The sequence below is a fragment of the Ferrimonas sp. YIN67 genome (assembly GCF_057219095.1).
Window position 1 is genome coordinate 237,555 of record NZ_JBXVVJ010000003.1, and the last position, 11,969, is coordinate 249,523.

At 57.8% G+C, this 11,969-nt stretch carries 11 protein-coding genes; 5 read left to right on the top strand and 6 right to left on the bottom strand.

All coding sequences use genetic code 11. The features are described 5' to 3' along the window. Nucleotides 1-53: 53 nt before the first annotated feature. From AC2D8U_RS08250 to dnaK, 3 genes are all read right to left on the bottom strand, one after another. Nucleotides 54-866, bottom strand: a complete 813-nt coding sequence (locus tag AC2D8U_RS08250) for a M48 family metallopeptidase (protein WP_484618568.1) — start codon at nucleotides 864-866, stop codon at nucleotides 54-56. A gap of 262 nt (nucleotides 867-1,128) precedes the next feature. Continuing rightward, nucleotides 1,129-2,265 (bottom strand): molecular chaperone DnaJ, encoded by a 1,137-nt coding sequence (gene dnaJ / locus AC2D8U_RS08255; RefSeq protein ID WP_484618569.1) that lies wholly within the window; start codon nucleotides 2,263-2,265, stop codon nucleotides 1,129-1,131. A gap of 94 nt (nucleotides 2,266-2,359) precedes the next feature. Continuing rightward, entirely contained in the window at nucleotides 2,360-4,282 is a 1,923-nt protein-coding gene (gene dnaK / locus AC2D8U_RS08260; RefSeq protein ID WP_484618570.1) for a molecular chaperone DnaK, read from the bottom strand. A gap of 252 nt (nucleotides 4,283-4,534) precedes the next feature. On the opposite strand from dnaK, the gene AC2D8U_RS08265 reads away from it, so the two are divergent. Further along, nucleotides 4,535-5,449, top strand: a complete 915-nt coding sequence (locus tag AC2D8U_RS08265) for a DMT family transporter (RefSeq protein WP_484618571.1) — start codon at nucleotides 4,535-4,537, stop codon at nucleotides 5,447-5,449. 82 nt (nucleotides 5,450-5,531) lie between these two features. Then, entirely contained in the window at nucleotides 5,532-5,765 is a 234-nt protein-coding gene (locus tag AC2D8U_RS08270; protein ID WP_484618572.1) for a hypothetical protein, read from the top strand. Here the strand turns inward: AC2D8U_RS08270 and AC2D8U_RS08275 are convergent. Further along, a complete protein-coding gene (locus AC2D8U_RS08275) occupies nucleotides 5,758-6,603 on the bottom strand; it encodes a LysR family transcriptional regulator (RefSeq protein ID WP_484618573.1) in 846 nt (281 codons plus the stop codon). The two genes, AC2D8U_RS08270 and AC2D8U_RS08275, sit on opposite strands and share 8 nt — an antisense overlap. A gap of 117 nt (nucleotides 6,604-6,720) precedes the next feature. Between AC2D8U_RS08275 and AC2D8U_RS08280 the strand changes: the two genes are divergently transcribed. Together AC2D8U_RS08280 and AC2D8U_RS08285 are read left to right on the top strand one after the other, a co-directional pair. After that, nucleotides 6,721-7,446, top strand: coding sequence for an SDR family oxidoreductase (locus AC2D8U_RS08280; protein WP_484618574.1), 726 nt, complete (start codon nucleotides 6,721-6,723; stop codon nucleotides 7,444-7,446). A 179-nt stretch (nucleotides 7,447-7,625) separates the two neighbouring features. Next, nucleotides 7,626-8,303: a L,D-transpeptidase family protein gene (locus tag AC2D8U_RS08285; protein ID WP_484618575.1), complete on the top strand. Its 678-nt coding sequence runs from the start codon at nucleotides 7,626-7,628 to the stop codon at nucleotides 8,301-8,303. Here AC2D8U_RS08285 and AC2D8U_RS08290 read toward each other — a convergent pair. Both AC2D8U_RS08290 and AC2D8U_RS08295 read right to left on the bottom strand, forming a co-directional pair. Continuing rightward, nucleotides 8,300-8,953, bottom strand: a complete 654-nt coding sequence (locus AC2D8U_RS08290; protein ID WP_484618576.1) for a response regulator transcription factor — start codon at nucleotides 8,951-8,953, stop codon at nucleotides 8,300-8,302. The genes AC2D8U_RS08285 and AC2D8U_RS08290 overlap by 4 nt on opposite strands. Continuing rightward, nucleotides 8,950-10,710, bottom strand: coding sequence for a sensor histidine kinase (locus AC2D8U_RS08295; protein ID WP_484618577.1), 1,761 nt, complete (start codon nucleotides 10,708-10,710; stop codon nucleotides 8,950-8,952). The genes AC2D8U_RS08290 and AC2D8U_RS08295 overlap by 4 nt, the downstream gene beginning before the upstream one ends. A gap of 199 nt (nucleotides 10,711-10,909) precedes the next feature. On the opposite strand from AC2D8U_RS08295, the gene AC2D8U_RS08300 reads away from it, so the two are divergent. Further along, nucleotides 10,910-11,962: a porin gene (locus tag AC2D8U_RS08300; protein ID WP_484618578.1), complete on the top strand. Its 1,053-nt coding sequence runs from the start codon at nucleotides 10,910-10,912 to the stop codon at nucleotides 11,960-11,962. Nucleotides 11,963-11,969 lie beyond the last annotated feature (7 nt).

Below are 11,969 nucleotides of genomic sequence, written 5' to 3' on the forward strand. Positions count from 1 at the left end.
CAACCGGCCCCAGAGAAATTTTTTCTCACGCAACCAGCCCGCCCCCGCGGCCACTATCCCGGAGGCTGGCAATCCGGCCGACGCCCCTGCTCCCGGGCCTGCTGATACCAGGGCTGAGCCTTGCTTTGCAGAGACTGCAAGCCATTGATCCGAGTGGTACTGGAGGGGTGAGTGGAGAGGAACTCCGGCGGCGCACCATTCGAGGCCTTGGCCATATTGCGCCACAGTTCGACGGCCGCTGCCGGATCGAAGCCGGCACGGGCCATCAGTTCCAGGCCGATCACATCGGACTCGGCTTCCTGCTGGCGGCCGAAAGGCAGCATGATCCCGACTTGAGCCCCCAGTCCCAGCCCCGCCATGATCAGATCTGAGTTCTGGGTGCCCGAAGCACCCAGTGCCACCTGGGCGATCTGCAAACCCGCGTTGGTCAACTGGCCGCGAGACACCTGCTCATTACCATGGTTGGCCAATACGTGACCTATCTCATGGCCCATCACGGCGGCGAGTTGATCCTGGGTTTGGGCCACCTTGAGCAAGCCGGTGTAGACGCCGATATGCCCTCCCGGCAGGGCAAAGGCGTTCGCCTGCTCCGAATCGAAAACCACCACCTCCCAGCTTTCCACCTGTTCGGGATCCACCGCCGCCAGGATCTGGGGGCGAGTCAAGGCATCGGCGATACACTGGACATAGCCAACTGTGGCAGGATCCGTCTCCACCGTCTCCTTCTCCTTGATCTGCTCAAACGACTGAGCCCCCAGTTGACGCATCTCGTCCGCCGAAAACATCAGCATCTGGCCTCGGCCAGTCGGTGACTGGCTGGTACAGGCCGACAACAAAAAGATCAGCAGAAAAACTGCACGTTTCATCCTATCTCCCCCATTGGATCATTTTCCCTTAAACCAATCTGCACAAGAGTTACCATCGCCTGTGGCCTTGGCCAAGCCTTCCGCTTTGTCGATCCCAATCACCTTACTGCCGTTCCCCATTCCTGTCACTGGCTAGAACGCGGCACGAGAAACTAAGAACAGGATATTCCCTGCAGCAAAGACCGGCACTTGCGGCACGCACAACCAAAAAAGCCGCCCTCCGGTAAACGGAGCGCGGCTTTATCAAGACCCAGGCCGGATCTTAGCTGGTCAGGTCGTCAAAGAATTTTTTCACGCCGTCGAAGAAGCCTTCCGCCTTGGGCTTGTGTCGCTTGGCTGATGCCGCACAGGACTCATCCAGCTCCCGCAGCAGCTCTTTCTGACGCTCTGTCAGGTTCACCGGGGTCTCGATCACCACCTTGCAGATCAGATCGCCCACCGCATGGCTACGAACGGATTTCACCCCTTTGCCACGCAGACGGAACATGCGACCGGACTGTGTCTCCGCAGGCACCTTGAGGGCAACACGACCGTCCAGGGTTGGAACTTCGATCTCACCACCAAGCGCCGCATTGGCAAAGGTGATCGGCACTTCACAATAGAGGTTGTTGCCATCACGGGTGAAGATCGGGTGCTCCTTAACATGCACCTGAACATAGAGATCCCCCGCAGGCGCGCCCATTTCACCGGCTTCACCTTCGCCCGCCAGACGGATGCGATCGCCGGTATCCACTCCGGCCGGGATGGTCACAGACAGCGTCTTGGTCTTCTCGACCCGACCCTGACCGTGACACTTGGTGCAGGGATCTTTGATCACCTTACCGCGACCGCCACAGGAGGGACAGGTCTGCGCCACGGCAAAGAATCCCTGGCGGATCTGCACCTGGCCCTGACCGTGACAGGTGCCACAGGTGGTGGCACTGCTGCCTTTCTTGGCACCGCTGCCGTCACAGCTGTCACAGCTGGACAGGGAGGGGATCTTCAACTCGCGCTTGCAGCCTTTCACCGCCTCTTCCAGGGACAGCTCCAGGTTATAACGCAGATCCGCGCCACCGCGCGCCTGCTGACGACCGCCACCGCGACGACCACCGAAAATATCACCGAACACGTCGCCGAAGATATCGCCGAAGTCGGCGCCACCGCCGCCCCCAAAACCGCCGGCACCGCGGTTTGGATCCACACCGGCATGACCAAACTGATCGTAAGCGGCGCGCTTCTGCTCGTCGGTAAGGATCTCGTACGCTTCCTTCACCTCTTTAAAAGCCGCTTCGGCTTTCTCATCTCCCGGATTTCGATCCGGGTGATACTTCATCGCCAGGCGCTTGTAGGCTTTCTTGATGTCGCGCTCGCTGGCATCGCGAGCCACGCCCAGCACTTCATAAAAATCGCGTTTTGACATTTGCTTGCCGTGATCCTTTGTTGGATAACAAAACGGGCGGCCGGGAAAGGCCGGTCGCCCGCTTAATTGGATTTAAGAAGAGTACGACAAAGGGTTACTTCTTGTCGTCTTTCACTTCTTCAAACTCGGCGTCAACCACGTCGTCGCCTGCAGGCTGAGCTTGCTGCTCAGCGCCGGCTTCAGGTTGAGCACCTTGAGCTTGTGCCTGCTGCTGGGCAATCTCCATCAGCTTGGCAGACGCCTGGATCAGCTCCTGAGTCTTGGCTTCCATCGCTTCTTTGTCGTCGCCTTTCACGGCTTCTTCAACCGCAGCCATGGCCGCTTCGATGTTGGCCTTGTCTTCCGCAGGCAGAGCTTCGCCAGCTTCTTCAACCTGCTTCTTGGTCGCGTGAACCAGACCGTCAGCTTGGTTACGAGCCTGTACCAGCTCTTCAAACTTCTTATCGGCCTCGGCGTTGGCTTCAGCGTCGTTCACCATGGCGTTGATCTCCTCCTCAGACAGACCGGAGGACGCCTGAATGGTGATCTTCTGCTCTTTCCCTGTGTTCTTATCCTTGGCAGATACGTGCAGGATCCCATCGGCATCGATATCGAAGGTCACTTCGATCTGCGGCATACCGCGCGGGGCTGCCTGAATACCTTCCAGGTTGAACTGACCCAGAGACTTGTTACCCGTGGCTTGCTTACGCTCACCCTGCAGCACGTGGATGGTTACTGCGGCCTGGTTGTCTTCGGCAGTAGAGAACACCTGAGACTTCTTGGTCGGGATGGTGGTGTTCTTCTCGATCAGAGCCGTCATCACGCCGCCCATGGTCTCAATGCCCAGAGACAGAGGAGATACGTCCAACAGCAGGACGTCTTTCACGTCACCGGCCAGTACGCCACCCTGAACGGCCGCGCCCATGGCAACCGCTTCGTCCGGGTTCACGTCCTTACGTGGCTCCTTACCGAAGAAGTCCGCAACGGCCTTTTGCACCATAGGCATACGGGTCTGACCACCCACCAGGATGATGTCGTTCACATCAGAGACAGACAGATCCGCATCCTGCAGAGCCACCTTCAGCGGCTCCAAGGAGCGCTGTACCAGATCTTCCACCAAAGATTCCAGCTTGGCGCGGGTTACCTTGATGTTCATGTGCTTAGGACCGGTGGCATCTGCAGTAATGTACGGCAGGTTAACGTCGGTCTGCTGAGCGGAAGAGAGTTCGATCTTGGCTTTTTCAGCGGCTTCTTTCAGACGCTGCATCGCCAGCGGATCGTTCTTCAGATCGATCCCCTGCTCTGCCTTGAAGGCATCGGCCAGGTAGTTGATCATGCGGTTATCGAAGTCTTCACCACCCAGGTGGGTGTCACCGTTGGTGGCCAGAACTTCGAAGGTGTGCTCGCCATCGACTTCGTCGATCTCGATGATGGAGATATCGAAGGTACCACCACCCAAGTCGTAGACCGCGATAACGTTATCGCCCTGCTTCTTGTCCATGCCGTAGGCCAGCGCGGCAGCAGTGGGTTCATTGATGATGCGCTTCACGTCCAGACCCGCGATGCGACCGGCATCTTTGGTGGCTTGACGCTGAGAATCGTTAAAGTAAGCCGGAACGGTGATCACCGCTTCGGTTACCTCTTCACCCAGGTAATCTTCCGCAGTCTTCTTCATCTTCTTGAGAACTTCTGCAGAGACCTGAGGGGCAGCCATCTTATTGCCATGGGCTTCTACCCAGGCATCACCGTTGTCGGCTTCGACGATCTTGAACGGCATGATATCGATGTCACGCTGAACCACTTCGTCTTTAAAGCGACGACCGATCAAACGCTTGATCGCATACATGGTGTTGTGTGGGTTGGTCACAGCCTGACGCTTCGCCGGCTGACCTACCAGAGTTTCGCCATCGGTGTACGCGATGACGGAAGGGGTAGTACGGTCGCCTTCGGCGTTTTCAATGACGCGCGGCTTGTCGCCGTCCAGAACAGACACACAGGAGTTAGTAGTGCCCAGATCGATACCGATGATCTTACCCATCGAGTGCCTCCAAAAATCTTCAAACAACGAGGTGCTTAACTGTTAAAGGGTATCTGGGGATAGTACCGACACCTTTCAAGCGTGTTGGCCATTTTTTCCAGTTACCCGGTGCTGACAAACAAGATGGGGCCATCCCAACGGCTTTCAAGGGGCGGGGACAAAAAAAATTGTCCGGGGAACCGCTTTGCCGCCAAAGCCCGGCAGGTATAATCCCGCCTTAAACGCCCATAACACACAGAAAAGACTCCCTACATGGTTAAAAACCAACGCCGAGCCCTGCAATTTGGCCTCGGAGCCGTACTCCTATGGTCCACGGTCGCCACCGCCTTTAAACTGTCCCTGGCCTATATGACCCCCCTGCAGTTGGTGCTCTTTGCCAGCCTCAGCTCTGCCACGGCCCTCAGCCTGATCCTCATGCTCCAGGGACGGCTTCATCTGGTGGCCAAACAGTGGCGGGCCACACCGATGCAGTTTATTAAAAGCGGCCTGCTCAACCCCTTCCTTTACTACCTGGTGTTGTTTGCCGCCTACGATCAACTGCCGGCACAACAAGCCCAGGCGCTTAACTATACCTGGGCCATCATGCTGAGCCTGCTGGCGGTTCCCATGTTGGGGCAAAAACTGCGAAGCTGGGATCTGATCGCGGCGCTGGCCGCCTACGGGGGCGTACTGGTGATCGCCACCGGGGGGGAATTGGCGGGACTCAAGTTCGATAATCCCCTAGGTGTCGGCCTGGCCCTGCTCTCCACCCTGTTCTGGTCGCTCTACTGGATCGTCAATACCAAGGATAAGGGCGATCCGGTCGCCAGCCTGCTACTGAGCTTCCTGGTCGCCCTGCCCTGTATCTTCGCCACCTGCCTGTGGCGCGGCGAATTGAGCCTTCCCGCCTGGCAAGGGCTGGCTGGTGCCGCCTACGTCGGGCTATTCGAGATGGGCTTGACCTTTGTGTTGTGGCTGACCGCGATGCGCAGCGCCGAGCGCACCGCACCATTGACCAATCTGGTGTTTCTCGGCCCCTTCCTGTCGCTGTTCTTTATCAGCCGGATCCTGGGAGAAACCATCGCCTCCTCCACCCTGCTGGGCCTGGGACTGATTATCTGTGGTCTGCTCGTGCAGCAATTCGGCCCGAGCCTGAGTTCAAAGCCCATGACAAACACACAGGATTGATAATAGCTCTCATTTGCATTAATTTGGTGATCCCATTCGTATCCCCGGAGGGATCACCTTGTCTGCACTCTGCCCAGGCCAAATGCCTCAGCGATCTCAACTGCTCTATGCCGCCAGCTTCAGCCTGGCCATACTGCTACTGCTCACCCCCTTGCTCCCCACCACAGCCATTGCCTGGCTAGTGCTCCCCACGCTGTTCATCAGTCAATTGGCCATGCTTCTCAGCCTGATGTGGGTGAGCTCCAGCCAGCCAAGTCGCCTGGCATGGCTGCTCCAGGGCTTGTGCTGGGTAGCCCTCCTGCCAGGGATCAGCTGACCGAGGTAAATCTCTGTGCGGCTTCCTGCAGTACCCGAGCCGCCGGCTCATTGGCAACGCAGGCAGGCACGCAAAGTCCGATCCGGCGAAACATTCTGGGTGCCACCAGAGGGACAGACACCAGGACGCTGCTCGACTCCAATACCCCACTGGGCAAAAACGAGATCCCCAAACCCGCCTCGACCAGGTGACGAACCTGGGTCTTGTGTGCCGCCTTGGCCACCAGATCCACTGCAAAGCCCCCGGCAGCCAACAGGCTTAAGGTCTGCTGGTGCGCCTCACAGGCCGCGCACTCGATAAAGGGGTAGTGATCCAACTGGGCCAGCTCAACGGATTCTTGCCTCGCCAGTTCATGAGAGCTGGGGACACACAAGAGATAGTCCTCTTCCCAAAGGGGGATAAACAGCTCATCGTCCTGTTTCAGGACATCCAGGGTGATCCGCCCGTCCACCTCATGCTCATCCTGATCACACAGCTCCAGCTCCAGGGCTTGCTCGCTCTGCCCGGTCGCGACCAGAAAGCCTCGCAGCTGCGTTGCACTGACATCATGAAAATTCGCCAGTCGAATTCGTAGCCGGCTCTGCCGCTCGGCGAAAAGATCCGGCAAAGTATCGGCTTGGCTCAGCAAACGAACCGCCAACGGATAGAGTTGATGGGCATCATCGGTCAAGTCGACACCGCGTTTATGACGCACAAACAGTGTTGCTCCCAACTCTTGCTCCAACTGTTTGATGGAGCTGGATAGCGAAGGCTGGGAAATAAAGCAACGCTGAGCGGCAAGCGTCATGTTGCGCTCCTCGAACACGGCAACGAAACAGCGCAGTCGGCGCAGATCCATAGGATTTACCTATCACAGACAAAGAAACAAAGTATTTTATCCCAATAATGGCTATCCCTATAGTAATTGCCATCACGACGGCCACTTCGGCCCAGTCGCTTAATAGGAGACATTCCAATGTCCAAGCCCTTGATCGTCATTACTGGTGCCAGCTCCGGGATCGGTGAAGCCACGGCTCGTGCCCTGTCCGCCGCAGGCCACCCGCTGCTACTGCTGGCCCGTCGAGTGGAGCGCCTCGAAGCCCTGGGTCTGCCCAACACCCTGGCCCGCAAGGTCGATGTCACCGACCGTACCGCCTTTGCTACCGCCATTAAAGAAGCCGAAGCCCAATACGGTCCTGTCGACTGCCTGATCAACAATGCCGGTGTTATGCTGCTGGGCCAGGCCGACAGCCAGGATCCGGCCGAATGGCAAAAAATGCTGGATGTAAACGTCATGGGCCTGCTCAATGGCATCCACTGCGTGCTGGCCGACATGCGTGAGCGCAAGACCGGCACCATCATCAACGTCAGCTCCATCGCCGGGCGTAAGACCTTCGACAACCATGCCGCCTACTGCGGAACCAAGTTTGCCGTGCATGCCATCTCGGAAAATATCCGGGAAGAGGTCGCACTGGATGATGTCCGGGTGATCACCATCGCCCCGGGTGCCGTGGAAACCGAACTTCTCAGCCATACCAGCAGCGATGAGATCAAAGCCGGTTACAACGACTGGAAAGAAAATGTGATGGGCGGCGTACTGGCCCCTCAGGATATCGCCAACGCCATCGCCTACGCCTATGGCCAGCCACAGAACGTTTGTGTTCGTGAGGTGGTTCTGGCCCCGACCCGCCAGCAACCCTAACGGGATCCGCCGCACAATTTATGCCGAAGGCATTTTGCCTAAGCCCGCGAGTTGCGGGCTTTTTTATTTTCCTCTTATGCTTAACGAATACACAGGGATTGATCGAGCATCGTGGGTATGGAAAATAGCCGCTCGATTGAAGAGATGAGGCGAGACGAGTGCGACATTGGGTATGGATAATGCTGGGGCTGTTGTCGGCTCAGGGACTGGCACAGGAACCGTCCCAGGGACGGTCCGTAGAGTCTGCTCTCACCCACTTTGGCCCCAATGCCAGGGCCCGTTTGGCCCTGCACTGGCAACACCTTCCAGAGCAGATGGAGATCCAAGCCGCCAAGTGGGTTGCCTTCAAGGCCGAGCAGCGGCTGGAGATCTGGCTGCAGGATCAAGACTTCCTATGGCACAAACTGCGCCACTATCCCATCGTCAAAACCAGTGGCAGCCTGAGACCCAAGATGCGCCAAGGGGATCTTCAAGTACCCGAAGGGGTCTATCGTCTTGACGCCGCCAACCCCAACAGCCAGTTCCATCTCTCTTTGCGGATCAACTACCCCAACTCCATGGATAGGCTCTATGGAGAACTGGAGCAGCGCCAAGATCTGGGCGGCAACATCTTTATTCATGGCCGAGACGTGTCCTGGGGCTGCCTGGCCATGGGGGATAAAGCGATCGAGGAGCTGTTTGTCCTGGCCCATGATATCGGCCTGGACAATATTGAGATGGTGATCAGCCCTCGGGATCCCCGCCAACATCAGTTGATCCGCCCACGAGGCCTGCCAGAATGGGTTGAGCTCAAATATCAGGAGATCGAGCAGAGCCTATCCGAACTTCAGGCTTCCGTCCCTCTGTTGCGCTATTAAAGCCCGAGATCCTTCGACTGCCCGGTCCGGAGAGAGAAGGTGCCCGCATTCTGTTCGCCGTAACGCCCCATCATCATGGCCAGTTCCGCAGCATTACTTACGCCCATCTTGCCAAACAGGTTGTGGCGGTGGATCTCTACCGTTCGCTGGGCAAGATGCAACTGGGCTGCAATCACCTTGTTGGCGTTGCCCAAGACCACCAGATCCAGTAGCTGCCGCTCTCTGGGCGTCAACAGTGCGAGTTTCGCTTCCACCTCTTCACGCTGCTGCCAAACCTTCTGTCGCTGTTGTGACCCGGCGATCCCTTGATCAATCAAGGCCATCAGCTTCACTCCATCCACCGGCTTCTCTAAAAAATCCAAGGCACCATACTGCAGTGCCTGGACGGCCTTGGGCACCGTTGCATAGCCCGTCAAAAAGATCTGGCTCAACATGCTGCCACGTTCATTCAAGGCCTGTTGCAGGGCCAGACCATCCATGCCGGGCATATTGATATCAATCACTGCCACACCGGTTAGCGAAGGCGTCAGCTCCGCCAGGAATGCCTCTGCCGATGAATAAACGCGGGCCTGATGATCACAGCCAGCCAGCATCCAGGACAGGGACTCCCGAACATCCGCATCGTCATCAATAATAAAAATGGTGCTCATGCTTTCTCTCCCGGCAGCCAAAAACTCACTTCCAGCCCAGGTTCACATCGCTGCGCCCGGATCCACCCCCTGTGTTCATCGATGATCCGTTTGCAGATCATCATCCCCAGACCCAGGCCATCGGACTTGGTGCTTTCAAAGGGCAAAAATAACCGATCCAACGCTTCGGCGGAGAGACCGACCCCCTGATCTCGAACACTCACCCGCCAGCCATCCTGATCAGGATACACTCCGATATCCAGTCGCCGACGAGAGGTTGGTACCGCCTCCATGGCATCAAGCCCATTACGGATTAAATTCACAATCACCTGCTGGATCAACACCCCATCTCCGGACACCTGAGGAGAGGATGACTCGGGCCAATGCAGATTGGGAACACAGCTAAAACGACGGAGATCCGGCCTCATCAGGATCAGGGTCTCCTCGAGCAGGGGCACTAATGACACCTGCCCGGGGGCGATGGGACGTGCACAAAAACTCTTGAGTCGAGTAATGATCTCCTGAGCCCTTTGAGTTTGCCCCTGGATCCTGTCCAGACCTTCCAGCAGCGCCTCCCGCTCGATCCGTTCCCCCTGCAAACGGAAGACACAGCCCTGGCTCAAGTAACCGATGCTGGCCAGGGGCTGATTCAATTCATGGGCGATACCCGCTGCCATCTCGCCGGTCAGCAACACCCGTTGAGCCTTGTAAAAGGCTCGCTGCTGTTCGCTGAGATGCTTCTGAGTCTGACGATGCTGCTCCATCTCCGATTGCAGATCGAGGGTACGCCTGGCCACCAGCGCCCTGACCCTCAAGTGGTGCCAGTACCCCAGCAAGAGGATCACACCCACCAATAGCGCATAGGGAAACGCCCTACCGGCCAGGTAGCGCCAGTCCGTAACAAAGGGCCACAAACGGATCACCCGCAGCAGACCGTAGATCTCACTGTCATCCACCGGAATGGTCCAACCCAGGTAACGACCGCTCTGCGCTTCCACACTGTCCGCTTCCAGATCCAGCAGCAAGCGCGCCACCTGCCGGGCCAGGGGCGTCGGTACATGCCCCAACTTCGACAAGGTATGGCCCGGATAAAGCCGGGTGCTGACACCACAGGGAAAGTCCTCCGCTGGCTGAGCCAGTGCCACGGTGAGACCGGACACCTGGCCCTTTTCGGTCAGGCGCTCCATCAGGCAGCTCGGTACGATCGCGGCATCCGCCTCACCACGGGCTACCAGCTCCAGCAAGCGGGACTGGGGATAGCCCTCGAAACTGAGGTTAGGGAAGTAGCCAAAGGGATCCAACCCCCGCTCCGCCAACTCCCGCCAAAGCGCCTGAAAGCCGCCAAATGCCTGTTGACCCACAGAGACGATCTGTAACGGCTGGAGATCCTCGATTCGATCGATCCGTATCCCCTTGCGAGTGACGATAGCCGAACCGATTGCCCGGGCGGGATCGGCTCCCGATAACGGCCGCAGGGTCAACAGTTGGCTGGCCCCATAGTGAGCCTTGAATTGCACCGATTTGAGTGCACTGCCCAACACAAAATCGACCCGCTGACGCTCAACCAGGCGTTCAAGCTGATGCGGTTTAAGGGTGAGCAGACGAACATCGTGATCCGGCAGGTGTTGATCCAGATAGGCCACCGTCGGGCTCCAGCGGGCCCGCACCTCGCTGGGGCTGTCAAACGCCAGCACAGCCAGCCGTACCTCGGCAGCCCTGCCAGGGCAGGTTAAAAACAATAAAAACAGGATCAAATAGCGCAATTTGGCGATGGTCATAGAGCCCCCGGGAGCGAACCCGAAACAGTTTACTCAACCGCTCCATCAGGAGTGTGATCCAGCTCCCCATCCCATCAGCATTGCGTAAAACCACTATAGGACCGAGCCGGTGCCCGGGGCGAAAGTGTGGCCGACATCATCCACTGAGCACGGGCCAGCACTCACCTGGCTCCCCGAGAACTATCGACAAGGATATCTAATGAATGCACGCCGCCTGACCGCACTGAGCGGGACAGCTCTTTGCTTGACTAGCCTGATGACTGCACCGGCACTGGCCGACAGCCCCGAGTTCTATGGCCGCATCGATTACTCCCTGACCCACAGCGATCAGGGCCTGGCGACCCACGAAGGCAAATCCGGCACCATTTTGGAGAATAACTTCACCCGTCTTGGGGTACGCGGTAACGTGGCCATGAGCGAACAGCTCAGCTTCTTCTATCGCCTCGAAGTGGGCGTCAACGGGGAGTCCAACGATAAAGGCGGTTCCCCCTTTAGCAGCCGTCCCACCTTCGCCGGGATCAAACACGAGCAGATCGGTGCCCTGGCTTTCGGTCGCATCGATCCCGTGTTCAAGATGGTTAAAGGCAGCGCGGATGCCTTCGATGGCTACAGCCTCAAACATGACCGCCTGATCCCGGGTGACAAGCGCCACGGCGATTCTCTGGAGTACAAGAGCCCGGTGTGGGGCGGCGTGCAACTGGGCGCCAGCTACCTGCTGGAGGACGACTACTTCCCAGAAAACGATCCCCGCCGCGACAACGGCAACTACCAACTCGCGGTAAGCTACGGCGACAGAACGTTTAAGCAAGGCAACCTCTACCTTGCCGCCGCCTACAACGATGGGATCCAGGACATCGAAGCCTGGCGCGGCGTTGCCCAGCTGAAGATGGGCAACTTGACCCTGGGAACTTTGCTCCAGGACAGCAAATTGGTCAACGAAGCACTGACTGCCCACCAGGATCGCCAGGGGTTCGGCTTTATCCTGAGCACCACCTACCAACTGGACAACTGGAAGCTCAAGGCACAGATCGGCCAGGATGACTCAGGAACCGGCCTGATCGCCGAGCGCCTGTATAAAAACCACAGCGATGAACTGCTCGACACACCGACCGTCAGCCAATGGGCTGTCGGCGCCGAGTACCGTTTTACCAAACAATTGCGTCTGCACACCGAAGCGGGCCAGTTCCTGGTGAAAGATCACAGCGAGTTTGATGATACGGTCACCAGTGTGGGTCTGCGTTACGACTTCTAAACCTCAG

What these genes read in the sequence shown, in the direction of transcription:
- AC2D8U_RS08250 (WP_484618568.1), bottom strand. Translation starts at nt 866, where the DNA reads ATGAAACGTGCAGTTTTTCTGCTGATCTTTTTGTTGTCGGCCTGTACC.
- dnaJ (WP_484618569.1), bottom strand. Translation starts at nt 2,265, where the DNA reads ATGTCAAAACGCGATTTTTATGAAGTGCTGGGCGTGGCTCGCGATGCC.
- dnaK (WP_484618570.1), bottom strand. Translation starts at nt 4,282, where the DNA reads ATGGGTAAGATCATCGGTATCGATCTGGGCACTACTAACTCCTGTGTG.
- AC2D8U_RS08265 (WP_484618571.1), top strand. Translation starts at nt 4,535, where the DNA reads ATGGTTAAAAACCAACGCCGAGCCCTGCAATTTGGCCTCGGAGCCGTA.
- AC2D8U_RS08270 (WP_484618572.1), top strand. Translation starts at nt 5,532, where the DNA reads ATGCCTCAGCGATCTCAACTGCTCTATGCCGCCAGCTTCAGCCTGGCC.
- AC2D8U_RS08275 (WP_484618573.1), bottom strand. Translation starts at nt 6,603, where the DNA reads ATGGATCTGCGCCGACTGCGCTGTTTCGTTGCCGTGTTCGAGGAGCGC.
- AC2D8U_RS08280 (WP_484618574.1), top strand. Translation starts at nt 6,721, where the DNA reads ATGTCCAAGCCCTTGATCGTCATTACTGGTGCCAGCTCCGGGATCGGT.
- AC2D8U_RS08285 (WP_484618575.1), top strand. Translation starts at nt 7,626, where the DNA reads ATGCTGGGGCTGTTGTCGGCTCAGGGACTGGCACAGGAACCGTCCCAG.
- AC2D8U_RS08290 (WP_484618576.1), bottom strand. Translation starts at nt 8,953, where the DNA reads ATGAGCACCATTTTTATTATTGATGACGATGCGGATGTTCGGGAGTCC.
- AC2D8U_RS08295 (WP_484618577.1), bottom strand. Translation starts at nt 10,710, where the DNA reads ATGACCATCGCCAAATTGCGCTATTTGATCCTGTTTTTATTGTTTTTA.
- AC2D8U_RS08300 (WP_484618578.1), top strand. Translation starts at nt 10,910, where the DNA reads ATGAATGCACGCCGCCTGACCGCACTGAGCGGGACAGCTCTTTGCTTG.